Origin of the sequence: Luteibacter aegosomatissinici, from assembly GCF_023078495.1 — a bacterium.
GTDB lineage: Bacteria > Pseudomonadota > Gammaproteobacteria > Xanthomonadales > Rhodanobacteraceae > Luteibacter > Luteibacter aegosomatissinici.
The window spans coordinates 4,449,375-4,473,743 of the sequence record NZ_CP095742.1 but is presented as its reverse complement, the minus strand read 5'-3'; the positions used below and the strand labels follow the sequence as shown (position 1 = coordinate 4,473,743).

General features: G+C 65.8%; 23 protein-coding genes. 12 read left to right on the top strand and 11 right to left on the bottom strand.

Annotated elements, in window-relative coordinates; translation table 11 throughout:
- The first annotated feature begins 32 nt into the window (after window positions 1-32).
- From tsaD to L2Y97_RS20115, 5 genes are all read left to right on the top strand, one after another.
- A complete protein-coding gene (gene tsaD / locus L2Y97_RS20135) occupies window positions 33-1,058 on the top strand; it encodes a tRNA (adenosine(37)-N6)-threonylcarbamoyltransferase complex transferase subunit TsaD (protein WP_247436928.1) in 1,026 nt (341 codons plus the stop codon).
- Between the two features lie 85 nt (window positions 1,059-1,143).
- Window positions 1,144-1,503: a dihydroneopterin aldolase gene (gene folB, locus L2Y97_RS20130; RefSeq protein WP_247430198.1), complete on the top strand. Its 360-nt coding sequence runs from the start codon at window positions 1,144-1,146 to the stop codon at window positions 1,501-1,503.
- Window positions 1,504-1,526: 23 nt separating this feature from the next.
- The gene (locus L2Y97_RS20125) at window positions 1,527-2,768 is read left to right on the top strand and encodes a mechanosensitive ion channel family protein (RefSeq protein ID WP_247430196.1); all 1,242 of its coding nucleotides are present in this window, start codon (window positions 1,527-1,529) and stop codon (window positions 2,766-2,768) included.
- Window positions 2,769-3,257 carry a 2-amino-4-hydroxy-6-hydroxymethyldihydropteridine diphosphokinase gene (gene folK, locus L2Y97_RS20120; RefSeq protein ID WP_247430195.1) on the top strand — a complete coding sequence of 163 codons (489 nt, stop codon included), beginning with the start codon at window positions 2,769-2,771 and terminating at the stop codon, window positions 3,255-3,257.
- 79 nt (window positions 3,258-3,336) lie between these two features.
- Complete coding sequence (locus L2Y97_RS20115) at window positions 3,337-4,191, top strand: DUF6159 family protein (protein ID WP_247430194.1); 855 nt, start codon at window positions 3,337-3,339, stop codon at window positions 4,189-4,191.
- Window positions 4,192-4,298: 107 nt separating this feature from the next.
- Here the strand turns inward: L2Y97_RS20115 and L2Y97_RS20110 are convergent, their stop codons facing one another.
- A complete protein-coding gene (locus tag L2Y97_RS20110) occupies window positions 4,299-5,036 on the bottom strand; it encodes a pteridine reductase (protein WP_247430193.1) in 738 nt (245 codons plus the stop codon).
- Window positions 5,037-5,088: 52 nt separating this feature from the next.
- Window positions 5,089-6,045 (bottom strand): hypothetical protein, encoded by a 957-nt coding sequence (locus L2Y97_RS20105; RefSeq protein ID WP_247430192.1) that lies wholly within the window; start codon window positions 6,043-6,045, stop codon window positions 5,089-5,091.
- A 226-nt stretch (window positions 6,046-6,271) separates the two neighbouring features.
- Here L2Y97_RS20105 and L2Y97_RS20100 point away from each other — a divergent pair, with 226 nt between their 5' ends.
- Window positions 6,272-8,386, top strand: a complete 2,115-nt coding sequence (locus L2Y97_RS20100) for a TonB-dependent receptor (RefSeq protein ID WP_247430190.1) — start codon at window positions 6,272-6,274, stop codon at window positions 8,384-8,386.
- Window positions 8,387-8,440: 54 nt separating this feature from the next.
- Window positions 8,441-9,634, top strand: a complete 1,194-nt coding sequence (locus L2Y97_RS20095) for a class I SAM-dependent methyltransferase (RefSeq protein WP_247430188.1) — start codon at window positions 8,441-8,443, stop codon at window positions 9,632-9,634.
- 10 nt (window positions 9,635-9,644) lie between these two features.
- Here L2Y97_RS20095 and L2Y97_RS20090 read toward each other — a convergent pair whose 3' ends face one another.
- Genes L2Y97_RS20090 through L2Y97_RS20080 form a run of 3 tightly spaced genes read right to left on the bottom strand, consistent with a single transcriptional unit; the run spans window position 9,645 to window position 13,929 of the window.
- Window positions 9,645-10,871, bottom strand: coding sequence for a multifunctional CCA addition/repair protein (locus L2Y97_RS20090; RefSeq protein ID WP_247430186.1), 1,227 nt, complete (start codon window positions 10,869-10,871; stop codon window positions 9,645-9,647).
- Window positions 10,872-10,892: 21 nt separating this feature from the next.
- On the bottom strand, window positions 10,893-11,834 hold the full coding sequence (locus tag L2Y97_RS20085; protein ID WP_247430185.1) for a complex I NDUFA9 subunit family protein: 942 nt from the start codon (window positions 11,832-11,834) through the stop codon (window positions 10,893-10,895).
- A 16-nt stretch (window positions 11,835-11,850) separates the two neighbouring features.
- Window positions 11,851-13,929, bottom strand: coding sequence for a transglycosylase SLT domain-containing protein (locus L2Y97_RS20080; protein WP_247430184.1), 2,079 nt, complete (start codon window positions 13,927-13,929; stop codon window positions 11,851-11,853).
- A 143-nt stretch (window positions 13,930-14,072) separates the two neighbouring features.
- Between L2Y97_RS20080 and L2Y97_RS20075 the strand changes: the two genes are divergently transcribed.
- Window positions 14,073-15,728, top strand: a complete 1,656-nt coding sequence (locus L2Y97_RS20075) for a glycoside hydrolase family 17 protein (protein ID WP_247430183.1) — start codon at window positions 14,073-14,075, stop codon at window positions 15,726-15,728.
- Between the two features lie 37 nt (window positions 15,729-15,765).
- Here L2Y97_RS20075 and L2Y97_RS20070 read toward each other — a convergent pair whose 3' ends face one another.
- The 5 genes from L2Y97_RS20070 to L2Y97_RS20050 all read right to left on the bottom strand — a co-directional run bounded on the left by L2Y97_RS20070 (window position 15,766) and on the right by L2Y97_RS20050 (window position 19,550).
- Window positions 15,766-16,155, bottom strand: a complete 390-nt coding sequence (locus L2Y97_RS20070) for a hypothetical protein (RefSeq protein ID WP_247430182.1) — start codon at window positions 16,153-16,155, stop codon at window positions 15,766-15,768.
- 9 nt (window positions 16,156-16,164) lie between these two features.
- Window positions 16,165-16,974 carry an endonuclease/exonuclease/phosphatase family protein gene (locus tag L2Y97_RS20065; RefSeq protein ID WP_247430180.1) on the bottom strand — a complete coding sequence of 270 codons (810 nt, stop codon included), beginning with the start codon at window positions 16,972-16,974 and terminating at the stop codon, window positions 16,165-16,167.
- Window positions 16,975-17,056: 82 nt separating this feature from the next.
- Entirely contained in the window at window positions 17,057-17,749 is a 693-nt protein-coding gene (locus L2Y97_RS20060; RefSeq protein WP_247430177.1) for a thiol:disulfide interchange protein DsbA/DsbL, read from the bottom strand.
- Window positions 17,750-17,776: 27 nt separating this feature from the next.
- Window positions 17,777-18,667: a thiol:disulfide interchange protein DsbA/DsbL gene (locus L2Y97_RS20055; protein WP_247430174.1), complete on the bottom strand. Its 891-nt coding sequence runs from the start codon at window positions 18,665-18,667 to the stop codon at window positions 17,777-17,779.
- A 76-nt stretch (window positions 18,668-18,743) separates the two neighbouring features.
- Complete coding sequence (locus L2Y97_RS20050) at window positions 18,744-19,550, bottom strand: c-type cytochrome (protein ID WP_247430172.1); 807 nt, start codon at window positions 19,548-19,550, stop codon at window positions 18,744-18,746.
- 175 nt (window positions 19,551-19,725) lie between these two features.
- On the opposite strand from L2Y97_RS20050, the gene yihA reads away from it, so the two are divergent.
- Window positions 19,726-20,370, top strand: coding sequence for a ribosome biogenesis GTP-binding protein YihA/YsxC (gene yihA / locus L2Y97_RS20045; protein WP_247430169.1), 645 nt, complete (start codon window positions 19,726-19,728; stop codon window positions 20,368-20,370).
- 3 nt (window positions 20,371-20,373) lie between these two features.
- Here the strand turns inward: yihA and L2Y97_RS20040 are convergent, their stop codons facing one another.
- On the bottom strand, window positions 20,374-20,862 hold the full coding sequence (locus L2Y97_RS20040) for a GAF domain-containing protein (RefSeq protein WP_247430166.1): 489 nt from the start codon (window positions 20,860-20,862) through the stop codon (window positions 20,374-20,376).
- A gap of 76 nt (window positions 20,863-20,938) precedes the next feature.
- Here L2Y97_RS20040 and bioD point away from each other — a divergent pair, with 76 nt between their 5' ends.
- The 3 genes from bioD (at window position 20,939) to dcp (ending at window position 24,291) form a co-directional block, all read left to right on the top strand.
- On the top strand, window positions 20,939-21,610 hold the full coding sequence (gene bioD, locus L2Y97_RS20035; protein WP_247430164.1) for a dethiobiotin synthase: 672 nt from the start codon (window positions 20,939-20,941) through the stop codon (window positions 21,608-21,610).
- Between the two features lie 35 nt (window positions 21,611-21,645).
- Complete coding sequence (locus L2Y97_RS20030; protein WP_247430161.1) at window positions 21,646-21,984, top strand: hypothetical protein; 339 nt, start codon at window positions 21,646-21,648, stop codon at window positions 21,982-21,984.
- Between the two features lie 117 nt (window positions 21,985-22,101).
- The gene (gene dcp / locus L2Y97_RS20025; protein WP_247430158.1) at window positions 22,102-24,291 is read left to right on the top strand and encodes a peptidyl-dipeptidase Dcp; all 2,190 of its coding nucleotides are present in this window, start codon (window positions 22,102-22,104) and stop codon (window positions 24,289-24,291) included.
- Window positions 24,292-24,369 lie beyond the last annotated feature (78 nt).

Sequence of the window (24,369 nt, the reverse complement as noted above, 5' to 3'; positions counted from 1 at the left end):
ATAACGTGATCGAAAAGCAAATTTCAAAGCCTGTGTTAGGCGTCGAGACCTCCTGTGATGAAACAGGGGTGGCCCTGCTGCGCTGGGACCCGGAAAATCCGGGCCGCGGCCTGCTTTCCCATGCCCTGTTCAGCCAGATCAAGCTGCACGCGGAATACGGCGGCGTGGTGCCCGAACTGGCCAGCCGCGACCACGTGCGCAAGCTGGTACCCCTTGTGCGCCAAGCCCTCAAGGATGCTGGCCTGACCCCGGCCGACCTGGGCGGCGTGGCCTATACGGCCGGCCCCGGCCTGGTCGGTGCCCTGCTGGTAGGTGCCTCGGCGGCCCGAGCCATGGCCTGGGCCCTGGGTGTGCCGGCCATCGGCGTGCACCACATGGAAGGCCACCTCCTGGCGCCGCTACTCGAGGATGACCCGCCGGAGCCGCCGTTCGTGGCCCTGCTGGTTTCCGGCGGCCATTCCATGCTGGTCGAGGTGAAGGCGATCGGTGAGTACCGGATCCTGGGCGATACCCTGGATGACGCCGCTGGCGAGGCCTTCGACAAGACGGCCAAGCTGATGGGCCTGCCATACCCTGGCGGCCCCGCCCTGGCGAAGCTGGCCGAGCAGGGCACGCCCGGCAAATTCCGCTTCTCACGGCCGATGGTCGACCGGCCCGGCCTGGATTTCAGCTTCTCGGGCCTCAAGACCCAGGTCTTGCTGGCTTGGCAGGCCTCCGATAAGTCGGAGCAGACCCGGGCTGACATTGCGCGTGGGTTCGAGGAAGCCATTGTCGATACCCTGGCGATCAAGTGCCGGCGCGCCCTCGAGGCTACCGGCGCGAAGCGCCTGGTGATCGCCGGCGGCGTGGGCGCCAACAAGCGGTTGCGCGAGCAGCTCGCCGAAGCGGGCGCGAAGGACGGGTTCCGCGTTTACTTCCCGCGCCTGCAGTTCTGCACCGATAACGGCGCGATGATCGCCCTGGCCGGTGCGATCCGCCTCGCTGCCGGGCAGCACCAGGACGACACCATTGAGGTGTTCCCCCGGTGGAGCCTGGAAACCCTCCCGCCTGCCGCGTAATGGAGGTCGCGCGCAAGCGCGCTCCTACAAGAGGAACGCGGTACCGGGTACCCTGTAAGGCCCTTTTTCTCGCACCACGGGCCTCATGGATATCGTCTTCATCGAAGACCTGCGCATCGAAGCGGTCATCGGCATCTACGACTGGGAGCGCCGGATCCGGCAGACGCTGTCGTTCGACCTGGAGATGGCGTTCGATAACCGTCGCCCGGCAGCGACCGACGACATCAATGACACCCTGAACTACAAGTCGATCTCCAAGCGGCTGCAGGCGTATGTCGAATCATCCAGTTTTGGCCTGGTCGAAACGCTGGCCGAGCGTTGCGCCGAAATCATCCGCGAGGAGTTCGGCGTCGCGTGGGTGCGCTTGAAACTTTCCAAGCCGGGCGCCGTACGTGGCGCCCGTGCAGTCGGCGTGCGCATCGAGCGCGGCACGCGGCCGGCCTGATTTTCCCTGGAGTAGTTATCGACATGGACGACATGTTCACCGTGATTGAGTTGAAGCGTGCGGGCGCGATCGCTGGCCTGTTCGTTGTCGCCTGGCTGGTTGGCCTTGTCGGCCGGGTGTTCCTGCACCGCGTGGTGCGCGTCGCGACGCGCCACACCGCGTGGCGCTGGGATGACGCGTTGTATGAATTCGGCGCGTTCCGTTGGCTGGCGCGCATGTTGCCCGCCATTGTCGTGTACTACGGCATCGTGTTGTTCCTCGAGGTAAAGGGGGATGACGGCCTCGCCGGTTTCATCCGCGATGTCGCCGTGTGCTGGATGATCGTATGCGTCATTGCTGCCATCGGTCGCGCATTAATCGCGTTTGAATCGCTGTACAGCGCGACGCCGGCTGGCAAGCGATCGATCAAGGGCGTGGTCCAGCTGTTGCAACTGGTGTTGTGGATCGTGGCCGTGGTCGTCGTCATCACCCGGCTTACCCACCAGAACGTCGCATTGCTTCTCTCGGGCATCGGCGCCATGTCGGCCGTTCTGCTGCTGGTGTTCAAGGACACCATCCTCGGTTTCGTCGCGGGCATCCAGCTCAGTACCAACGACATGCTCCGCGTTGGCGACTGGATCACCATGACCTCCGCCGGCGTGGATGGCGATGTCATCGATATCACCTTGCACACGGTGAAGGTGCGTAACTTCGATCGCACCATTGTCACCGTTCCAACGTGGCGGCTCATCTCCGAATCGTTCCAGAACTGGCGCGGCATGTCGGATTCCGGTGGCCGCCGAATCAAGCGCGAGCTGTTCGTCGATGCGGCCTGCGTACGGTTCCTGGAGGAAGGCGAGATCGAGCGTTTTGCGAAGATCCACCTGCTCGCCGCGTACCTGAAGCAGAAGCGCGAAGACATCCAGCGCTGGAACGACGCCCTGGGCGAGCCAGGCAAGCTGCCTGCGAACCGCCGTCGCCAGACCAATATCGGAGCGTATCGCGCCTACGCCGAGGCGTACATCAAGGCGCACCCGGATGTGCACGACGCGATGACCCGCATGGTGCGCATGCGCGATCCCGGCCCGCAAGGGATCCCGCTCGAGGTCTACTGCTTTACCAACACCGTGGTGTGGCTGGATTACGAACGCATCCAGGCCGATATTTTCGATCACCTCATCGCCATCCTGCCGGAGTTCGGCCTGCGGCCGTTCCAGCAACCCTCGGGCGGCGACGTGCGCGAAGGCTTCGGTGCGTTGCGCGACATCCCTGCATTGGAGGATTGAATGGGTCGCGCTTACCTCAGCCTCGGTTCGAATATCGATGCGCCACGCTGGCTCGCCGCCGCCGTGGGTGAGCTGCGGGCGCGTTTCGGCGAACTGGCTGTTTCGCCGGTATATCGCAGTGCTGCCGTCGGCTTCGACGGCCCCGATTTCTTCAACCTGGCCGTCGGCCTGGACAGTGACCTGGGGCCGGAAGCGCTGAACGACTGGCTGCATGCCCTGGAAGACCGCCACGGCCGGGTCCGCGGCGGCGACCGCTACGCCAGCCGCACGCTGGACGTCGACATCGTGCTTTACGACGACCTGGTGCTGAGTGGGAAGGGGCACCTGCAGCTGCCGCGTGGTGAGTTGCGTCATGCGTTCGTCCTGAAACCCATGGCTGACATTGCCCCGGAGGTTCGGCACCCGGTGACCGGGCAGACCATGGCCGCCCTTTGGGCCGCGTTTCCGGCGGGCGAAGAACCCCTCACCGAAGCACCGATGCCCTTGTAGACCTTCCACGGTGGCGCCGGCCCCGCTCCGGGTGCTAAAACACCGCCACAAACGCCAACCCCAGGGGGTATGTAAGGACATGGGCAAGTTCGCACGCAGTTGGGCGCTGATGAAATCCAGCGCCAACATCCTCCGCCAGGACAAGGAGCTGATGCTGTTTCCGCTCTTTGCGGGCATCGCATCGCTGATCGTCATCGCCTCGTTCGCGTGGCCAGTGTTCTCGCTGTACCAGGGCCACCGCACTGGCCTGGAAGATGGCGGCCGGCACGTGTCGCCGGTGTTCCTCGCGGTGTCGTTCCTGTTCTATTTCGTGCAGTACGGCGTGGTGATCTTCTTCAACACGGCGCTGGCATCGGCCGCGTTCATTCGCCTGGATGGCGGCAACCCCACGCTCAATGACGGCCTTCGTTCCGCGTGGAGCAAGCTGCCGGCGATCGTCGGCTACGCCCTGATTTCCGCGACGGTGGGCATGATCCTGCGCGCCATCCAGGAACGCGCCGGCTTCATCGGCCGCATCGTGGCCGGCCTGCTCGGCGTGGGCTGGACGGTCGCCACGTTCCTGGTCGTGCCGGTGCTCGCCGCGCAGAACGTCGGCCCGGTCGATGCGGTAAAGGACAGCGCCTCGCTGGTGAAGCGCACCTGGGGCGAGAACATCATCGGCAACGCCGGTATCGGCCTCGCCGGTGGCATCCTCACCTTCTGCGTCATGCTGGTCAGCATCCTGCTGTTCGTCGGCGCGGTGTCCACCGGTTCGGTGGCGCTGATGGTCCTGGTCGGTGCGGTGGGCATCATCGCCCTGGTGGCCCTGAGCCTGTTCCAGAACGCGATGCACGGCGTGTACGCCGCCGCCCTCTACCGTTACGCCGAATACGGCGACCCGGGTGAAGGGTTCGACCGCGCCCTGCTTGAAAGCGCATTCCGCCAGAAGAAGTAAAAAATAAGGCCCGGCAGCAATGCCGGGCCTTTCCATTCAATGCATCCCCTGCAGGAGCGTGCTCGCACGCGACCCGCGCCTCCGTCGCGGCAAGACGCACCAGCGCTTCAAATAGTCAACGTACGCCCACCATCCACGTGAATCACCTGCCCGGTGGTGTAATGCGCATCCAGCATCAACCAGCGCACCGCCTCGGCAACGTCTTCCGGCTCCCCTTTGCGTGCCAGCGGCGTCTTGGCAATCAACGCCTCGGCCGCTTCTTCCGGCTTGCCTGATTCAGGCCAGAGAATCGCCCCCGGTGCCACGGCGTTCACGCGCACCTCGGGCGCCAGCTCCTTCGCCAGTGATTGCGTCAGCATCGCCAGGGCTGCCTTTGCCATCACGTACACCGTGTGCCCGGCGAGCGGCCGCTCAGCGTAGATATCGACGATATTGACGATGGCGCCCTTCGCTTCGCGTAACGCGGGCGCGGCAGCCTGCGAAAGAAAGAAAGGGGCGCGTGCGTTCGCCGCGAACAGGTCATCCCATTGCGCCTGCGTGGTGTGTCCGATGGGCGTGGGGTAGAACGCCGAGGCGTTATTCACCAGGCCGTTCAATCGGCCGAAGACGGCCAGCACATCGCCGATCAGGTGGTCAGGCGTGGCGGGGTTATCCAGCGCCCCGGAAAACAGCGCGACGCTGTCGGGACGGGCGGCGTTGAGTTCGCTGGCCAACGCTTCGGCTGCATCGGCCGAACTGCGGTAATGCAGCGCGATGTTGCACCCCGCGGCGTGCAGGCGCCGGCATATGACGGCACCGACGCGGCGTGCGCCGCCCGTGATGAGGATGACCGGTGGCTGGCTCATGGCTTATTCCCTTGGCGATGCGCGGGCAGCTTGCCGGAAAGTGCGGTGGGCGTCACGTCGTGGAAGGGGATTTGCGGGTGGTTTTCTTTGTCGCGGGGCGGCGGGCGGTGGTCTTCTTGGTGGCTTTCTTCGTGGCACTCTTGGCGGCGGCTGTTTTAGGCGCCGAGGTTTTTTTCACTGTCGCGCGCTTGCGGGAGGCGGTCTTCTTCACTGCCTTGCGGGCCGCCGCCTTGGGCGCAGGAGCGTGCGCAAGGCGGGCTCCTGCAGGGCCATTCGCCGCCTTGGGCGCTTTCGTTGCGTTGCGCGTGGGCGCGGCCCCGTCGTCCGACGTCGTTGTTCTTGCGGTCTTCCTGGCGGGTTTGTCGCCGTCATCCCCACCATCGTCGATGTGGATGTCGCCGCTGAAGAGTTCGATGGCCGTTTTGGCGACCTGACCGGTGTCGTAATACGCGTAGGCACCCACGCCGAGGGCGCCGACCACCGGCAGCCAGCGGGAAATGCCCTTGCCCACGGCGCGCTTGGTAACACTGACACCGATGCGGCCAGCCAGGCGCTGGAGCACGCTGGTAGCGGTGGTGCGGAAGACCAGGCGATCACCCACGCGAATGGCGATATCGCGGAACGCCTGAGCGGCGGTGTGGCGGAACAGGCACCACAGCATCTGCTCGCGGCCGAGCTTGGCGGTCTTGCCGTAGGCGGCGGCAATATCGCTGACCAGCTGGCCCTGGATACGCCAGATAGCGACCAGTTCGGGCAACACGGTGAGCCAGCCGAGCGGGCCCGGGGGCAGGGCGAGCGAGCCGGCGGTCAGGGCGGCCTTATTGGCAGCCGCACTGGCCAGGCGCCGACATTCCTCCTCGGCGGAACCCCTGGCGGCTTTGGGCACCTCGCTCTCGGGAATGCGGCTCACGAACTCGAGGATGGCCTTGGCCACCGGGCTCTCGCCGCGCTCGATACCCTCGGTGGGCACGATTTCTTTGGAACTGGAGGCGGGGTCGCGTTTCGCCATCGTTTTCTCCCGGAAGGTTGGCCGAAAGGGTGAAGGCCCTATCGTGAAGCGCACGTGGCCTTCCCCCTCTGGCTGCCCGATAAGGACCGCCACTGCCCGCCACGGTGCCGCCCGCCACCTGAACACCGGTGGGTGACTAACGGCACGGTCCCCCGCGATGAAAGTTTCCCGAAAGATTCGCGGTCGAGACTATTGAAACAATATAACATTCTATGGCCCCGTCCCCATGAAGCCTGTGCGTCTTGCGATTGCGATCGCGTTTGCCCTTTCCGCCTTTGCCGCCCACGCCGCCGATGATGCGGTGACCCCGCAAAAAGCCACGAACCTTGGCGAGGTGGATGTCACCGCCAAGCTGGACGAGGCGCGCAACAGCCTTTCCCCCGATACGGGTAGCAGCCAGTACGTGATCGATCGCCAGACGATCCAGGCGCTTCCGCTGGGCGATTCCACCCCGTTGAACCAGGTGATCCTGCAAGCGCCAGGCGTGGTCCAGGACAGCTTCGGCCAGCTGCATGTGCGCGGCGACCACGCCAACCTGCAGTACCGCGTGAACGGGGTGGTGATCCCGGAGAGCATCGGCGGCTTTGGCCAGACGCTCGATGCACGCATGATCGAGAACGTGAAGCTCCTGACCGGCGCGCTTCCAGCGCAGTACGGCGACCGCACCGCCGCCGTGGTGGATATCACCACGCGCTCGCAGAAGCAGGATGGCATCGGTGGCAGCGTCGGCATCACGGGTGGCCAGTTCGGTACGCTGAACCCGAACGCCACGCTTTTTGGCCGCGAAGGCAAGTGGAGCTTCTTCCTCACGGCCAACTATCTTGAGAACGATGTCGGTATCGAAAACCCGACCTCAAGCCGCAAGGCGATCCACGATCACACCAACCAGGTGAAGACGTTTGGTGACCTGTCGTACCTGATCAATGACGATACCCGCCTGAGCTTCATGTTCGGGGCGACGAACAACCGCTTCGAGATTCCGAATAATCCGGGCCAGGATGCGCAGTTCGGTTACCTCGATGTCACCAACTTCGATTCGTCACAGCTGAACGAGCGCCAGCAGGAAAAGACCCGCTTCGGCATCCTGAGCCTGCAGGGCAAGCTTGGTAGCACCGCGTACCAGGTCTCCGCCGGCCAGCGCTACAGCGGCCTGGACTTCACGCCGGATGATATCGGTGACCTGATGTTCAACGGCGTCGCCTCGGATGTGCGCCGCTCCAACCGCGCCGACACCCTGCAGGCGGATTTCTCCACGCCGCTGGGCGATAGCCACACCTTGCGCTACGGCATCTACGGTTCGTTCGAGCGCGCTAATGCCACGAACAACTCGCTGGTATTCCCGGCCGATGCCGACGGCAACCAGACCTCGACCACGCCGCTGAACATCCTCGATACCAGCCGTATCCTTGCGCGGACGTACGCTGCGTACTTGCAGGATGAATGGAGCATCGGCTCGCAGTGGACGGTGAACTACGGCCTGCGCGCCGACAAGTTCAATGCGTTCAAGCCGGAAAGCCAGCTGAGCCCGCGCCTTGGCGTAGTGTACCAGCCGACCGACAGCACCACCATCCACGCGGGCTACTCGCGTTACTTCACGCCGCCGGCAACGGAATCGATCACGCCCACTGCGATCGCCAAGTTCGTGGGCACCACCAATGCCCTTGCCGATAATGGCAATGACCTGCCGCTGGCCGAGCGCTCCAGCTATTACGACGTGGGTATCTCGCAGAAGTTCGGTGATGCATGGACGGTAGGCCTCGACAGCTACCGCCGTAACGTGCAGCGCCTGCAGGATGAAGGCCAGTTTGGCGCGGCCGTGGTGTACTCCACGTTCAACTACGACCAGGGCAAGATCAAGGGCGATGAGCTGACCGTCAATTACGACGGCGGCGCGCTCACCGCGTACTTCAACTTCTCGTACAACCGTGCGGTGGGCAAGCGCGTCATCACCAGCCAGTACAACTTCTCGCCCGATGACCTGGCCTACATCTACGACCACTACATCCATCTCGACCACGACCAGAAGTACACCTCGTCCGGTGGCGTGAGCTATGCCTTTGGCGAAGGTACCCGCGTGGGTGCGGATTATCTCTTCGGCTCGGGCCTGCGTAGCGACGGCATCGTGCCGAACGGCGATCACCTGCCGGCGTATTTCCAGCTGAACCTCAGCGTGGCGCACGACTTCAACCTGACCCCGATCGGCGCAACGCACGCGCAGCTGGCCCTGGTCAATGCGTTGGATCGCACGTACGAAATCCGCGATGGGTCCGGCATCGGCGTCGGTGCCCCGCAGTTCGGCCCCCGCCGTGGCGTGTTCCTTTCGCTGCAGCAGGACTTCTAAAGCCCCACCGCGGCCGGGTCGGCGGCGGTCGGGCGGGCTGGTATCCTTGGCCGCATGACTGATCGCCTTCCCGAACCCGGCGCGGACGAGCGCGCCCACTCCGAACACCTTTCCGGTCTCCTTCGCGAAGAGATCGCCGCGCACGGTCCCATGCCGTTCTCGCGCTTCATGGAGCGCTGCCTGTACACGCCCGGGCTGGGCTATTACAGCGCGGGCAAGGCCAAGTTCGGCGCGGAGGGCGATTTCGTCACGGCGCCTGAGCTGGGCACCTTGTTCGCCCGCTGCGTTGTTCGGGCCTTTGAACCCGTGCTGGCATCGCTCGGCCCGGACGCCGATTTCCTCGAGATAGGCGGTGGCAGCGGCGCGTTCGCCGAGGCTGCCTTGCGCGCGCTCGATGCCGCGGGCAAGCTGCCGCGGCGCTTCATGATCCTTGAACCGAGTGCCGACCTGCGCGAGCGCCAGCACGCACGGTTGCACGCCAACCTGCCGCCCGATGTAGCGAAGCGGGCCGTGTGGCTGGATGCCCCGTTGGAAGAACCCTGGGATGGCGTGATCTTCGCGAACGAAGTGATCGATGCGCTGCCGACCACGCGCTTCACCACCCGCGACGGCGAGGTGTACGAGGAGTACGTGGTGCTGGATGGCGAGGGCCGCTTCATGCGCACCGACCGCCCGGCCGACGTGCTGGTGAACGGTGCCGTTCGCCACCTGGAGCGTGACCTGGGCCGCGAGTTCGAGGCTGGCTACCGCACCGAAGTGCTTCCCCAGCTCCCGTACTGGATCCAGGCGGTGGCGGGCACGCTGCGCCGTGGTGCCATGCTGTTCGCCGACTACGGCTATGTCCGTAGCGAGTATTACCAGCCCGGTCGCAGCGATGGCACGCTTCGCGCGTTCTATCGCCACCGCGCGCACGGCGATGCGTTCTTCCTCCCGGGTTTGCAGGACCTCACCGCGTCAGTGGATTTCACCGCACTGGCCGAGGCGGGCAATAGTGCGGGGTTCGGCGTAGCGGCCTACATGCCGCAGGCGCAGTTCCTGATCGCTGCCGGCATGCAGGCGTTCTTCGAAGACGATTACCTCGCGCTCACTGACGAAGCCGCGCGCTACCGGCTGGCGCAGGAAGTGAAGAAGCTCACGCTACCCGACCAGATGGGTGAGCGTTTCCAGGTGATGCTGTTCGCCAAGGATATCGACCCGTCGGCCTTGCCCGAGGGTGTGATGGCAGCCGATCAGGGCGCGCGCCTGTAGAAGCGCGCTCCTACGGGTTCCTGTCGACCGCGGCGATGGCGGCGGTCTGGGCTTTCTTCATCGCCTCGCCGATCGCCGGGCCCTGCAGGCCCTGGTCGACGAAGGGTTTTGAGGTGATGGCGGCGGCGGCAGCGCGGCACGCGCGCAGGTAATCGGCCTGCGGGTACGGTGCATCGCCGTGACCGAGCCGCCCGCGCTTGTCAGCCATGCACGCCAGCAGGAAGGTTTCCAGCCGTTCCGGGCGGCGCAATGCACCCAGTGCGTCCAGCAGCCGCAGGATGGTCGAGGCCTTCAGCTCGAACGCCATGTGCGCGTTGAGGTGATGTTTGCAGACCATCTCCGCCATGAATGCGTATTCGGCAGGGACCTTCAGCCGCGCCGACATGTCGCGCACCGGCTCGATGCCGCGTTGCTCATGCATGATGTGTCGTGGCAGGACATCGGCAGGCGTGAGCGCCTTGCCCAGGTCGTGCGTGAGTGCGCAGTAGCCGACCAGCGCATCACCCGGCGCCAGCATGGCCGCTGCCTGCAGCACCATTTCGATATGCACGCCGGTATCGACCTCGGGATGGAACTCCGGCCGTTGCGGCACGCCGTAAAGCGCATCGACTTCAGGAAAGAGCACGCGCAGCGCGCCGGATTCGCGAAGTACGCGTACGAACACCTCCGGCGCAGGTTCGGCGAGCGCCTTGCGCGTTTCGGCCCACACGCGTTCGGGCACGAGGTGATCCACCTCGCCGTTCGCGACCATGTGGCGCATGAGCTCCATGGTTTCGTCCGCCACCGCGAAGCCCAACGGGGCATAGCGCGCGGCAAAGCGTGCGACGCGCAGCAGGCGCACCGGGTCTTCCACGAAGGCGTCCGAGACATGGCGCAGCAGGCGCGCCTCGATATCCGCGACCCCGCCATACGGGTCCACCAGCCGACCATCCTCATGCTGCGCGATGGCGTTGATGGTGAGGTCGCGGCGTTCCAGGTCCTGCTCGACGGTTACCGTGGGATCGGCATGAAAGGCGAAGCCGTGGTACCCGCGGCCTGTCTTGCGCTCGGTACGGGCGAGTGCGTACTCCTCCTTGCTGTCCCCATGCAGGAACACCGGGAAATCCTTTCCGACCGCGCGATACCCCGCCGCGAGCATTTGCTCGGGCGTGGCGCCGACCACCACCCAGTCGCGATCGACGACCGGGCGGCCGAGCAACTGGTCACGGACGGCACCGCCGACGAGGTAAATCTGCATGAAGGCCTTGGCTTGCAGTGATCAGGGACGCCGGCGGCCGCGGGCCTGGTCGAGGCGGCGCTGGCGTACCGGCTGGCTCAGCAGGCGAGGAAGCCACGCCGAGAGTGATTGGGGCACGATACCGAGCCGGGCGAGGCCGTCAACCGTGCCGACGGAATCAGTGCACAGGCTCAGGAAGTTATCCGGCGTAAACGGTTTGCCGGGGGCGAACTGCGCGACAGCAGCCTGCAGTCTGCCGAGTGCATCGGGCAGGGGCAACACCAGCCGGCGCCGGCCGCGCGTATCGCGGATGGCCTGCACGATGTCGACGAGCGTCCACACCTCGGGCCCATAGAGTTCGAAGGTCTGCCCAATGGATACATCCGGATTCGCCACACAACGCGCGATGGCCTCGGTCACGTCACCGACGTACACCGGTGCCATTCTCGCCCCCGGACGCGGAAGCGGCACGGCCGGCGCCATGCGCAGCAGGGCATCGAATCGCGAGACCAGCCCATCGCCGGGCCCGAACAACGTGCTCGGTTCGTAGATCGTCCAGTCCAGCGCTGATGCCCGTACCAGTGCCTCGGCCTCGCCCCGCGTGATGAGATACCGGGATGCGCCCTTGCCTGCCTGCAGCGAGCTCATCTGGTGCAGGCGCGGCACACCTGTGTCGCGGCAGGCATCGATGATCTTTCGAGCCAGCTCGACGTGGACGCGCTGGAACGTGTTGCGGCCTTGCTCGTTGAGGATGCCTACCAGGTTGATCACTGCATCCGCGCCGGCGAAGTGCGCCCGTAAGGCAGCAGGATCATGTACATCCGCCGTCACCAGGGTCACGTTGCGGCCCACGGCCGCGTGCCTCTGCGCCTGGCGGTTGCGTGAAAGCAGGTGCAACGCGTGGCCATCGGCCGATAGCCGCGCCACCAGTGACTGGCCCACGAAGCCGGTGCCGCCGAGGATCACGATGCGTTGCGTGTTCATGGCGGCCTCCGGGGTATCAGCGTTGAGGGTCGGGCGTACCTGGCGCGGACGAGGCCGCCGCCGGCGCCGGCTCCAGCACGGCGGGCGTGGTCTGCGGCGCGGGTTTGGCGACGGCGGGCGCAGGGCAGGTAACCGCCTTGCGCACGGCACCCGGCGAGGGCAGCGTGTACGGCGAACCGATGCGGGTCATGCGCGAGCTGATCGGCAGCGCGTTGCCGTTGAGGCGCCAGTCGTAGATCACCGCGAAGGCCATGACCCGGGCCACGTACTCGCGCGTTTCCTTGAACGGGATGCTGACCACGAACAGGTCGGGATCGAGCGTGCCGCGCGCATCCACCCACTGGTCGACCTTGTACGGGCCGGCGTTGTACGCGGCGCTGGCCAGCCAGGGGGCGCCGTTGAAGCGCTGCGCCATTTCCGACAGGTAGCGCGTGCCGAGCACGATATTGGTGGTGGGCTCATACAGACTCTCGCCGCCAGACCAGCCCAGGCCATTCTTTTTGGCGACGGTGGCGGCCGTTCCCGGCAGGAGCTGCATCAGGCCACGTGCATCGGCACCCGAGCGGGCATCGCTCATCCATGCACTCTCGGCACGAATAATGGCGTAGGCCCACGGCGCCTCGATGCCGGCCTGGCTGGCCTGCTCGACCACGCCATCCTGGCGTGCCAGCGGGAAGCGTTGTTCGTAAAGCCGCAGCGCTTCACCCGAGGAAAGGGTAAACACCGCACGGTCATACCAGCCCTTGCGGAAGGCAAGGTCCGCGGCGAGGCGCTGCGTGTCCGCATCACGGCCATTCAGCACGGCGCTCCACTCGCGCCTGGCCACCTTCTGAAGGCCGACGGCATAAAGCTCAAATGCGCGATCCATGCCCGGTTCGGCGAGCAACGCGGCTTCGCGCGTTTCGTCCGTAGCCATGCTGGAAGGGCAGATGGCATAGGACGTGTTGACCCGGTCGGCGGCCATGAAACCAAAGTAGGTCGCTTCCTGCGCCACCGAGCGGAAGATCGATGCGGCCTCGGTCTGTTTGCCGAGGCGGTTGAGCACGAGGGCGCGGAAGTACCGCCACTCACCATCGTCCTTCTGTGCCGGAGCCAGCGCATCCAGCGCGGCCAGGGCCGCCGTCCAGTCCTGTCGGGCAAGGGCGACGCGGACGCGCCATTCGCGTGTCGCGTCGGTCTGGGCCCGCGGGGGCAGCGCGGCCAGCCGCTCCAGCGCGGTCTCGTCGAAATCGGTGGCGTGGAACAGGGCGATGGCGTTCTCGATCGCGCCACGCTGCTGTTCGGTCAGGGCGAAGCGCGACCCCAGCTGCATCCACGCCGCATCCGCCGCGGTGGATTGCTTGCGCGCCAGGCGCTGCAAGGCAAAGGTCACGGCCTGGCGGTTGCGTGGGGTGTCGGGCCAGGTGGCCGCGTCGCGCGCGGCGGTCGCCGGATCGTTCAGTGCCTGGGCCACGTGCTGGCCGGCCGATACGTCATCCGGGGATAGCCACGGCGCCAGCGAAGCGACCGTACCACCCTTGCCCGCATCGGCAGCCACGTCGATCCGGGACCACAGCCGATCGTTCGTGAGCAGGCCCTGGTCATGCGCCGCGGCGATCACCGGATCGCAGCTGTTGGGCAGGCTGGCCTTGCGCCACAGGTCGGCCATGTCGGTTTCGAACACCAGCTTCTCGCCGCGCGCGAGTTTGGCCTGCAGGTTGTAGCAGGTGAGCGAATCGCCCAGGCCCGGCTGGTACATGGCAGTAAAGGATGCCCAGTCCTTGCGCCGTGCCAGTTCACCCAGGAAATCGCGGCGCAGGTCGGCGGCCGGGATCATGCCCGGGTAACGGCGCAGGTAATCCTGCACGCGGGCGCTATCGAGGGTGCGCAGGTCGTGGGTGAGCGCGGCCGCTTCGATATAGGGGTAGATCGCGTAGGTCTCGAGCCCAGCGGCCTGGGCGCGCCACGCATCGCCGCCTTGCTGTGAGGCCGTGGCATACGCCTGGCGGAAGCGCGTGCGCTGGGTATCGGTGCCCTCGGCCTGGGCGGCCAGGCTGGCGCCCAGGGCGCAGGCAGCGATGGCAAGGCTGGCCAGGCGGCGAAACACGGGGACCATCGGGATTCCTTCACGAAGACGTCCGCATCATTGTAAGGGAAGGACATGCGCAAGCCGGATGAACGGCCGTATACGCGACGCATCGCGTGGAAGCGTCCGGCCCGCTAAGCTTGCGGGGTTTCCCTTGCGTTTCCTGGAACGGCATGCCGCCCCAAACCGCCCTTGCGCGATTCGCGCGCCCGCTCGCATGGATCGTCCTCATCGCTGCCGCGGTGTTTGGTGCCGCCTATTGGTACGCACTCGGCCGTCCGGTCGCCTTGCCGGATTCGCCCACGGCGAAGATCGCCTGCGTCTCGTATGCACCGTTCCGCCTGAAGGGGGAAACCCCGTTCGACCTGAACGCGTTTATTCCACCGGCGCGTATTGAGGCAGATCTGAAAGCGCTCTCGCAGCGCTTCGATTGCGTTCGTACGTATTCCATGAGCCAGGGGCTGGGCGCCGTGCCCGATATTGCTGGGCGTTATGGCATGAAGGTGCTGATGGGCATCTGGCTCGGTCGCGATCCCGTGGCCAACGAGCGCGAGGTCGAACTGGGCATCGCCGCGGCGAAGCGCGACCACGACAACCTGCGCGGCATCATCGTCGGCAACGAGGTCATGCTGCGCGGCGAGCTTTCGGAGAAGGCGCTTGCCGCCTACATCGCGAAGGTGAATGCCGCGACGGATGTACCCGTGACCTACGCGGACGTGTGGGAATTCTGGGAGCGGCATCCGGCCCTGGCGAAGGTCACCGATTACCTCACCATCCACATCCTGCCGTATTGGGAGGATGAGCCGGTCGCCCCGGAAAAGGCGGTGCGTCATGTGGCCGATGTGTACCAGCACATGAAGGGCGAATTCCCCGGCAAGCAGATCATGATTGGCGAGACGGGCTGGCCCAGCCAGGGTCGTACGCGTCGCGACGCCAGCGCAAGCCTGGTCAACGAGGCGCGCTACATCCGCGAATTCCTGAATTACGCGGCCACGGTGGATATGCCCTACAACGTGATCGAAGCGTTTGACCAGCCGTGGAAGCGCGACCTGGAAGGCACGGTGGGGGGCTACTGGGGCATTTTCGACGTGGATGCCCAACCGAAGTTCGCGATGACCGGGCCGGTGGTGGAAGAGCCGCGCTGGACATGGGCGATCGCTGCAGGCGGCGCGGGCACGGTGCTGTTCCTGCTGGTGGGTGCGTTTGCCCGCAAGTGGCGTGGCGTGCAGGGCTGGCTTGCGCTCGCACTGGCGGGCTTTGCCACGGGTACCGCATTGGCGGCGCACGCGCGCCTGCTGCTGTTCTCTTGCCGCAATACGCTGGAATGGAGCACGGGCATCGTCATCGGCGCGATCGCGCTATTTACCGCGCTATGCCTGGCACGCGCCGTCGCATCGCGTCTCGCACCTGCCATGCCGGGCGCTGCCGAGGTCGCATGGCCGGTCGAGCGCCGCCGGCTGGGTATCGCCTGGTCGGATGCGTTCACGCCGCAGCGCTTCTTCTGGATGTTCGTGCTGGGCCTGTACGCCATCCTCATGGTATTCAACGGCCGCTACCGTGATTTCCCGATCGGCCTGTTCGCGCTGCCGTGCATCGGCTTCCTGCTGCTGGCGCTGTTGCGCACGCGCGAGGATGTGCTCATGCCGCTGGTGGAAGAACGCCTGCTGGCCATCATCATCGCCGTACTCGGCATCGCCGTGGTCGCGCAGGAACTGGGTGCCAACGCGGTTTCGTGGGGCTGGCTGGGCCTTAGCCTGGCGCTTTCGGTGCCGGTGCTCGCGGCGTGGCGGCGGGCATCGCGTGCAGGCGCGTCGGGGCAGGCATCCTGAGTGCGGCTCGCGGCCTGGGTCGCGTGCAAGCACGCTTCTACGGGGTCGCTGTCACCAGTTCCGCCTGCTGTCGGTCGTATTGCACGCGCACCAGGCGGAGCATGCCGATCAGCAGCGCCAGTGCGCCACCTTCGTAGCAATACAGCTGCAGGGCGAGCACGCCGATGCATGCAGCCAGCGTAGCGATACCCATGCTGCGCCAGACCAGAGCGAGCAGCGCCACCACGATGGCGGCATAACCGTAGCCATACGAGAGGAAACCCTGCACCACCAGTTCGCGGGTGCTGCACCACCACAGCCGCGTGCCGCCTTCGCAGGCGTGTTGCATGTGCTGCGGTTCGATGAATGCGTAGCGCAGCCATGCGGCCGCGGCGGCGGCAAGGATGATCATGGCCCAGGGCAGGGCGGCGCGCAGGCTGGGTTTCATGGAGCGGTTTTACCTTGGTTGCGCCGCGCCAGCTGCCGCCGCAAGGGTGAGCGGCAGGCGGATCTCGGCGGCGAGCGGCAGATGATCGGAGAAGGCACGGGGTAATGTCCACGTGCGATCGAGCTGGATATCGGCCGAGGTCAGGATGTGATCGAGCGCGCGGCGCGGTTTCCAGCTGGGGAATGTCGGCGTGAGGATCTTTGGCGGCTGCAGCGCGGTCTTGTCGAACAGGTGGCGCATCTCGGGGCTGCCCGGCTCGGTGTTCAGGTCACCCATCAACACCGCGTGCGGGTAGGGAGCGAGCAACTCCGCGATAAAGGCGAGCTGGCCCATGCGGGCGGCCGCGCCCAGCGAGAGGTGCGCGATGACCACCACCAGTCCCTCGGTGCCATGGCCGAAGCGTACGAACAGCGCGCCGCGGCCCTTGATACGCCCTGGCAGGGGGTAATCCACCACTTCCGTCGGTTCGATGCGGCTAAGCAGGCCGTTGGCCGAATGCGCCACGCGCACCATGGGCCGGTTCGGCTGGTGGCTCCAGAAGGGCATGCCGGCGGCTTCGGCAATGTAGCGTGTCTGGTTGAGGAAGCCCGAGCGCAAGCTGCCGGCATCGGCCTCCTGCAGGCCCACCACATCGAACTCATGCAGTAATTCGGCCAGCGAATCCAGGTTCGCCAGCTTCGACGGGCCCGGCAGCACGGCGTTGACGCTGCGGGTGAAGTAATCGCTGTACCGCTGCACGCTGGCGCCGGCGAGGATGTTGCAGCTCAGCAGGCGCAGGGTGCGCTGGGGAGCGGGCGAGGCGTTGGGGGCGCGGTTCATGGGAATAGGGAGTTACTCATGCGGCCACTGGGGCCAGAGGATGCCCCCCGTCGCGTGAACGGGGGGCATCCGTCGCAGGCGCTTACTTGGCGCCCTTGAGCTCGCGATTGACCAGGAACTTGGCCACGTCGTTGAGCTGGTCGAAGTTCTGGATGCGGTTGCTGCGGTACTTGCCGTTCACCACGATGGTGGGCGTACCGTCGATACCCCAGCCCTGGAACAGCTTTACGTCAGCGAGGATCTGGTCGCGGACCTCGGTGCTGTTCGCAATGGCCAGGAACTTCGCTTTGTCGACACCCGCGGTCTTGGCGTACCAGTCGGCCAGCTCGTCGATCGTACCCAGCGGGTAGTGGTCGGTGTGGATCGCCTTGAACAGCGCCGCGTGGGTCTGCGGCAGCACGTTGAGCTTCTTGGCGGCGTAGAACGCCTGCGCATACGGCAGCCACGCATCGTTGAAGGCGGCGGGCACGGCATGGAAGGTCACGCCCTTGGGCAGTTCCTTCTGCAGCTTCTCAACGTACTCCTCGTAATGAGCGCAATGGATGCAGCCATACGAGAACACCTCCACCACTTCCACCTTGTCCTTGGGCGCGTAGCGGCCGGGGGTGGTGGTGGCGATGTATTCCGTGCCCTCGGTGAGGTTGCTGGCAGGTGCTGCAGCGGCGGCCGGATCGGCGGCCGGCGCACCATTCCCGTTACCGTTACCGTTGCCGCCTGCCGAGCAGGCGGTGGCCATGGCCAGGCCGAGGAACAGGAAGGAAAGACGCTTGATCATCGAAATCTCCGTAATAGGGGACGCGGGTTACTTGCCCGCGGCCTCCTTGCTGATGAGCCACTGGACGAGTTCCACCGACTGGGCATAGCCACCGGCGCTGTTCGGCGTGAGGCGGTACTTGCCGTTCACCACGATGGTCGGCGTGCTATCGACCTCGTAGGCGCGGATCAGTTCATCAGCGCGCTTCATCTTCGTGTTGATGGTGAAGGAGTTGGCCGTGGCGGCGAATTCTTCCGGCTTCACGCCGTACTTCGCGTAGAACTTGGCCACGTCGTCGATGGTCGGCCACGCGGACTGGGCCTTCGGCTTGTTGGTCTTCAGGTCGATGATGCCCAGCTCGCCGCTCTTGAACACGGCATCGAACACCGCATCGTGGCTCTGCTTGTCCACGCCGAACGCCTGCGCCGTCAGGTAGGCGCGCTGCAGCAGCGGCCAGTTTTCGTCGGGGCGGAACGAGGCCGGGGTGTAGGTCATGACCGTGCCGCGGGGCAGGTTCTTGGCCAGGTCATCGACCACGCCGTGGTACTGGAAGCACGCCGGGCAGCCGTAGGAGAACACCTCGGTCACTTCGATCTTGCCGGGGCTGCTGGTCGGCTGGGCCGGGTCGATCCGGAAATAATGCTTGCCTTCCACCCACTTGCCGTCGTCCACGAACGGCTTGGGCGCCGGACGGGTGTCGTTGGCGTCATCGGCCGGGGCCGGGGCCGGGGCCGGAGCGGCCGCGGTGGCGGCCGTGCCGCTGGCCGCCGGGGCGCTGGTGGCCGGTGCGGTGCTGGCGGGCGCGGGAGTGGCGGGCGTTGCCGCGGGCGCGGTGGCTGCGGGGGCCGGGGTGCTGGCCGGGGCCGCGTCGTTGTTACCGCCGCCACAGGCGGCAAGGCCGATCAGGGCGGCGCAAAGCAGGGGAAGGCGCAGTCGCATCGTGGGTCCTTTTCTTGCGTTCTTTAAAAGACAAACGGGCCCGAAGGCCCGTTCGATCCATCCAACTTTAACGCCTTCACGGTCCCGCGGGTGCGGCCTGCGACGGATCGTTCGTGTGCAGGCCTTCCAGGTAGCTGGCCACGGCCGCGATGTCCTTGTCGTCGAGCTTCTGCGCGATCGGCATCATGATCTTGGTATGCGGGTCGTCGGACGGTGCGGTGGCTTCCTTCCAGGCCTTGAGCCGCGATTCCACGTACTTGCTGTGCTGGCTGGTGAGGCGCGGGTACTGCGCGCCCGGGTTGCCGGCACCATCGGGCCCATGGCAGGCCATGCAGGCGGGAATGCCGCGGTCGGTATCGCCCTGGCGGTACAGGGTTTCACCCTGGGCGACGAGGGCCTGGTCGGCCACGCCCGGCAGCGGCTTCTGGGTGGCGAAGTAGGCGCCGATGTCGTGCATGTCCTGCTCGGACAGCGCAGAGGCAAACCCCTGCATGATCGGGTTCATGCGCTTACCCGATTTGAACTGGGCGAGCTGGCCGGCGATGTACTGCTCGCTCTGGCCGGCAAGGCGCGGGTTGGCCGGGTCGGTGGAGTTGCCATCCATGCCGTGGCAGGCGCCGCAGACGGCGGCCTTGCCCTGGCCGGCGGTGGCATCGCCTGGCTTGGCCACGCCCGTGGGCGAGGTGTTGGCGGCCACGGTCGGTGCCTGCGCCGCGGGCATGCCCGGGGTGGCGGTATCGGTGGCGGGGTTGGCCCCTGGTTTCGCGGCGGTGGCCGCGGGGGCTGGCGTGGACGCCGGCTTGGCGGGTTGGGCGGTCTGAGCGGCTGCGCTGCTCATCACGAGCAACGCAGTAATGGCAGCGGCGGCGTGCCGAAACGTCATGGGTTTCTCCACAAAAGGGTACTACCGGACCGGGCGCGTTCCCTGCCGCGCCTCATTCAAACGATTATGTCTGGCCCGCTCACGGTCGGTCAAACCGTCGCGGCGGGCGGCGGGGCGCCACATCGCATACACTGCCGGGCCTTCGATTCTTCTGCCCGCGAGCAGCCCAGGTCCCATGTCGTCCAATGTCCTGAATGGCGCGCGCTTCAACCTCGCCGCCAACGAAATCACCCAACTGCCGTTCGACCATGGCGCCGAAGTGGCGTTCGCCGGCCGCTCGAACGCGGGCAAATCGAGCGCGCTGAACGCGCTGACCGGGCACAACAGCCTGGCCCGGACATCGAAGACGCCGGGCCGCACGCAGCTCATGGTGGTGTTCGACCTGCCGCCGCTGAAGCGCGAGGGCGAGGAGCCGCTGGTCGCCCGCCTGGTCGATCTGCCGGGCTATGGCTACGCCAAGGTGCCCGATGCCATGCGCGACCACTGGCGGCGTGAGATCGATGCGTACCTGAAGATGCGCCGCAGCCTGCGCGGCGTCGTGCTCATCGTGGATATCCGCCATGAGCTGAAGGATTTCGACCGGATGATGATCCAGTTCTGCGCGGATACGGACCTGCCGTGCCACGTGCTGATGACCAAGGCCGACAAGGTCTCGCGTGGCGAGGCATCCAAGGCGCTCGAAACCATGAAGAAGATGTTCCGCACCAACAACGTGCCCGGCACGGTGCAGGTGTTCTCATCGCTGGCGAAAACCGGCGTGGAAGAGGCGCGGGCACGGATCATCGAGCTGCTGCATACGCCGCGCGCGCACGAGCTCTAAGGCTTAGCCGATCGCCTTCATGAAGGCGGCGCACAGCGCCTCCATGCCGCGGGCGTCCTCTTCGTCGAAGCGGCCGACCAGCGGGCTATCCACATCCCACACGCCGAACAGGCTGCCATCGGCGCGGAACAGCGGCACGACCACTTCGGAGTTCGAGGCGGCGTCGCAGGCGATGTGGCCCTCGAAGGCGTGCACATCTTCAACCAGCTGGGTCTGGCCGGTCTGTGCGGCCGTGCCGCACACGCCACGGCCGAGCGCGATCCGGATGCAAGCGGGTTTGCCCTGGAACGGGCCCACCACCAGCTCATCGCCATCGAACAGGTAAAAGCCGGCCCAGTTCAGGTCGGGCAGCACGTCGTACACGAGCGCCGCGAAGTTGGCCGCATTGGCGATCATGTTGGTCTCGCCATGCATCAGGCCCTGCGCCTGCTCCACCAGTTCGGCGTAAAGCGTGGCCTTGTTGTCGGTGGCGATAGCCTGGGCTTGGTACATGGCGGGTCCTGCATTCATCGGGAGGGGCAAGCCGTGTATGGTGCCACGTCCCCGCTTCCGCAAGGCTGCTTTCCCCATGCCGCGACACCTCTTCGTGACCGGAACCGACACCGGCATCGGCAAGACCCACGGCGCCCAGACCCTGGTCCACGCCTTTCGCCAGGCCGGTGAACGCGTCGCCGGGATGAAACCGGTCGCCAGTGGTTCCGCTCGCCTGCGCGAAGGGCTGCGCAACCAGGACGCCCTGGACCTGCAGGCCGCCAGCGACCCGCAGCCGCCCTATGACCTGGTGAACCCGATCGCGCTGGCGGAGGCGGTTTCGCCCCATCTGGCTGCCGCGCGCGAGGGCGTCACCGTGGCCTGGGAGCCGATGGATGCCGCCTTCGCGGCCCTTGGCCGGGACTACGACCGGGTGGTCGTCGAGGGCGTCGGTGGGTGGATGGTGCCGCTATCGGACACGATCTCCGCCGAAGCACTGCCCATCCGCTGGAAACTGCCGGTGGTGATGGTCGTGGGCGTTCGCCTGGGCTGCATCAGCCACGCCCGGCTTACCGCGCGGGCCATCCAGGCCGATGGATGCCATCTCGCCGGTTGGATCGCGAACCTCGTGGAGCCCGACATGCTCCTTCGCGACGAAAACGTCGACACCCTGCGGCGCCTCCTGCCCGCGCCGTGCCTGGGCGTGCTGCCCTGGCGGGTCGCACCGGCCGACGCGGCCCTGCTGCTCGACCTGGCCCCGCTGGCCTGACGGGGCGTTCACAGCGCCCGGCTTAAGAGGAACCCATGACCACGTACTTTCTTTCGGTAAAAGACATGGCGAAGGCGAAGGGTCCCGATCCCGAGCTTTCATTCGAGGGCATCGGCCCGGATGCACTGGCGGCGGCGCTGGCCGACGCGATGCGCAGCGATAGCCTGTTCCAGCGCTGGCGCGCCAAACAGCCCGACCCGGATGAGGTGGACCCCAGCCTGGGTGCCACCGATCCCGGCGCCAGTGCCAAGGGCGAGCTGTCTCCGATTGATCGGAACGATGTGGCACTGACGACCAGCCTGCCCATGCGGATCGTGAAGCACCGATTGAACCTGCTGATTGGCAGTAGCTGGGAATTGCGGGATACGAAATAACCCGGTGATGCCCGCCGCCGCAGCGCAACAATCAGCGCAGTACCTGTGGCGGTTGTCCCCTGTGCCCTGCCACGGCTAGAGTCCTCGCTTTCGAACACGCCAGGGGACCGCCTGTCCATGAAGGTACGCACGCTCGTGATCGCCACTTCGATCGCCCTCACCACCGCCTGCTCGTCCTCGAACGATGCCGACAAGGCCGCCGCCCCGGCGCCTGCCTCCACTGCACCGGCGCCGGCCTCTGCGGGCACGGCCGCTGCGGCCCCTGCCGCGCACGAGAACCCGCTGCTCACCGCCAGCACGCTGCCGTTCCAGGCACCGGCCTTCGACAAGATCACCGATGCCGACTTCCAGCCGGCGATCGAAGAAGGCATGAAGCAGGAGCTGGCCGAGGTCGAGGCCATCGCGAATTCGGCCGACGAGCCGACCTTCGATAACACGGTCGTCGCCCTCGAGAAGTCCGGCGTGCTGCTGACGCGCGCACAGATGGTCTTTGGCGCGCTGACCGGCGCCAATACCAATGACACGCTGCAGAAGGTGGAAGAAGACGAAGCGCCGAAGCTCGCCGAGCACAGCGACGCCATCTACCTCAACGACAAGCTGTTCAAGCGTATTGAGACGCTCTACAACAAGCGCGATTCGCTGAACCTCGATCCGGAATCGAAGCGCCTGCTCGAAGTGAAGTACCAGGACTTCGTGCACGCTGGCGCGAAGCTCTCCGAGGCGGACAAGACCCGCCTGAAGGAGATCAACAAGGAAGAATCCACGCTCAGCACGCAGTTCACCAACAAGCTGCTGGCCGCGACCAAGGCGGCGGCGCTGGTTGTTGACGACAAGAAGGCGCTCGATGGCCTGTCGGATGCGGACATCGCTGCCGCCGCCGATGCCGCGAAGGGCCGCGGCCTGGAAGGCAAATACGTATTCCCGCTGCAGAACACCACGCAGCAGCCCGAGCTGCAGCCGATGAACGACCGCGATACCCGCGAGAAGCTGTTCAAGGCCTCGTGGGAGCGTGCCGAGCACAACGATGCCAACGATACGCGCGACACCGCTGCCCGCATTGCGCAGCTGCGTGCCGAGCGCGCCAAGCTGCTGGGCTTCAAGAACTACGCTGCATGGAAGCTCGACGACCAGATGGCGAAGACGCCGGAGGCCGCCGAGAAGTTCATGGAGCGCCTGGTGCCCGCCGCCGTCGCGCGCGCCAAGTCCGAGTCGAAGGACATCCAGGATGTGATCGACCAGGAGAAGGGTGGCTTCCAGGTGCAGGCCTGGGATTGGGACCATTACGCCGAGAAGGTGCGCAAGGCCAAGTACGACCTCGACGAATCGCAGGTCCGCCCGTACTTCGAGCTGGATAACGTGCTGCAGAACGGCGTGTTCTACGCCGCCAACCAGCTGTACGGCATCACGTTCAAGGAGCGCAAGGATATCCCGGTGTACCAGCCGGATGTCCGCGTGTTCGAAGTGTTCGACAAGGATGGCACCTCCATGGCGCTGTTCTATTGCGATTACTTCAAGCGCGATAACAAGAACGGCGGCGCCTGGATGGATAACCTGGTGGGCCAGTCGCACCTGATGGGCACCAAGCCGGTCGTGTTCAACGTGGCCAACTTCACCAAGCCCGCCGCCGGCCAGCCCGCGCTGCTGTCGTGGGATGACGTGACCACCATGTTCCACGAGTTCGGCCATGCGCTGCACGGCATGTTCTCCGATGCGAAGTACCCGTCGCTGTCGGGTGCGAACACCGCGCGTGACTTCGTCGAATTCCCCTCGCAGTTCAACGAACAGTGGGCCTCGGATCCGAAGGTCTTTGCCAACTTCGCCAAGAACTACAAGACCGGTGAGCCGATGCCGGCCGAGCTGGTGGCGAAGATCAAGAAGGCCTCCAGCTTCAACCAGGGCTACGCCATGAGCGAGCTCATCTCGGCCGCGCTGCTCGATATGAAGTGGCACATGCTGCCGGCCGATGCGCCCAAGCAGGACGTGGACAAGTTCGAAGCCGATGCACTGAAGAAGGTCGGTTTCACGCTACCGCAGGTGCCGCCGCGTTACCGCTCCAGCTACTTCCAGCACATCTGGGGTAATGGTTACGCTGCGGGCTACTACGCCTACCTGTGGACGCAGATGCTCGATTCCGATGCGTTCGAGTGGTTCAAGGAGCATGGCGGCCTGACCCGCGAAAACGGCCAGATCTTCCGCGACAAGATTCTCTCGCGCGGCAACACCGTGGAGCTGGGCAAGCTCTACCGCGATTTCCGCGGCAAGGAGCCGAGCATCGAACCGATGCTCAAGGATCGTGGGTTGAAGTAAACCGAAGGGGCCCCGCAAGGGGCCCTTTTCTTTTGGCGCGCGTCGCGAACGTGCATCGCGTGCAAGCACGCTCCTGCA

Excerpts from the sequence above, each read along its gene's own strand:
- L2Y97_RS20050 (WP_247430172.1), bottom strand. The coding sequence starts at position 19,550 with ATGACGTTTCGGCACGCCGCCGCTGCCATTACTGCGTTGCTCGTGATG.
- dcp (WP_247430158.1), top strand. The coding sequence starts at position 22,102 with ATGAAGGTACGCACGCTCGTGATCGCCACTTCGATCGCCCTCACCACC.
- L2Y97_RS20115 (WP_247430194.1), top strand. The coding sequence starts at position 3,337 with ATGGGCAAGTTCGCACGCAGTTGGGCGCTGATGAAATCCAGCGCCAAC.
- L2Y97_RS20105 (WP_247430192.1), bottom strand. The coding sequence starts at position 6,045 with ATGGCGAAACGCGACCCCGCCTCCAGTTCCAAAGAAATCGTGCCCACC.
- folK (WP_247430195.1), top strand. The coding sequence starts at position 2,769 with ATGGGTCGCGCTTACCTCAGCCTCGGTTCGAATATCGATGCGCCACGC.
- L2Y97_RS20040 (WP_247430166.1), bottom strand. The coding sequence starts at position 20,862 with ATGTACCAAGCCCAGGCTATCGCCACCGACAACAAGGCCACGCTTTAC.
- yihA (WP_247430169.1), top strand. The coding sequence starts at position 19,726 with ATGTCGTCCAATGTCCTGAATGGCGCGCGCTTCAACCTCGCCGCCAAC.
- bioD (WP_247430164.1), top strand. The coding sequence starts at position 20,939 with ATGCCGCGACACCTCTTCGTGACCGGAACCGACACCGGCATCGGCAAG.
- folB (WP_247430198.1), top strand. The coding sequence starts at position 1,144 with ATGGATATCGTCTTCATCGAAGACCTGCGCATCGAAGCGGTCATCGGC.
- L2Y97_RS20085 (WP_247430185.1), bottom strand. The coding sequence starts at position 11,834 with ATGAACACGCAACGCATCGTGATCCTCGGCGGCACCGGCTTCGTGGGC.
- L2Y97_RS20095 (WP_247430188.1), top strand. The coding sequence starts at position 8,441 with ATGACTGATCGCCTTCCCGAACCCGGCGCGGACGAGCGCGCCCACTCC.
- L2Y97_RS20030 (WP_247430161.1), top strand. The coding sequence starts at position 21,646 with ATGACCACGTACTTTCTTTCGGTAAAAGACATGGCGAAGGCGAAGGGT.
- L2Y97_RS20090 (WP_247430186.1), bottom strand. The coding sequence starts at position 10,871 with ATGCAGATTTACCTCGTCGGCGGTGCCGTCCGTGACCAGTTGCTCGGC.
- L2Y97_RS20075 (WP_247430183.1), top strand. The coding sequence starts at position 14,073 with ATGCCGCCCCAAACCGCCCTTGCGCGATTCGCGCGCCCGCTCGCATGG.
- L2Y97_RS20060 (WP_247430177.1), bottom strand. The coding sequence starts at position 17,749 with ATGATCAAGCGTCTTTCCTTCCTGTTCCTCGGCCTGGCCATGGCCACC.
- L2Y97_RS20100 (WP_247430190.1), top strand. The coding sequence starts at position 6,272 with ATGAAGCCTGTGCGTCTTGCGATTGCGATCGCGTTTGCCCTTTCCGCC.
- L2Y97_RS20055 (WP_247430174.1), bottom strand. The coding sequence starts at position 18,667 with ATGCGACTGCGCCTTCCCCTGCTTTGCGCCGCCCTGATCGGCCTTGCC.
- L2Y97_RS20070 (WP_247430182.1), bottom strand. The coding sequence starts at position 16,155 with ATGAAACCCAGCCTGCGCGCCGCCCTGCCCTGGGCCATGATCATCCTT.
- L2Y97_RS20110 (WP_247430193.1), bottom strand. The coding sequence starts at position 5,036 with ATGAGCCAGCCACCGGTCATCCTCATCACGGGCGGCGCACGCCGCGTC.
- L2Y97_RS20080 (WP_247430184.1), bottom strand. The coding sequence starts at position 13,929 with ATGGTCCCCGTGTTTCGCCGCCTGGCCAGCCTTGCCATCGCTGCCTGC.
- L2Y97_RS20065 (WP_247430180.1), bottom strand. The coding sequence starts at position 16,974 with ATGAACCGCGCCCCCAACGCCTCGCCCGCTCCCCAGCGCACCCTGCGC.
- L2Y97_RS20125 (WP_247430196.1), top strand. The coding sequence starts at position 1,527 with ATGGACGACATGTTCACCGTGATTGAGTTGAAGCGTGCGGGCGCGATC.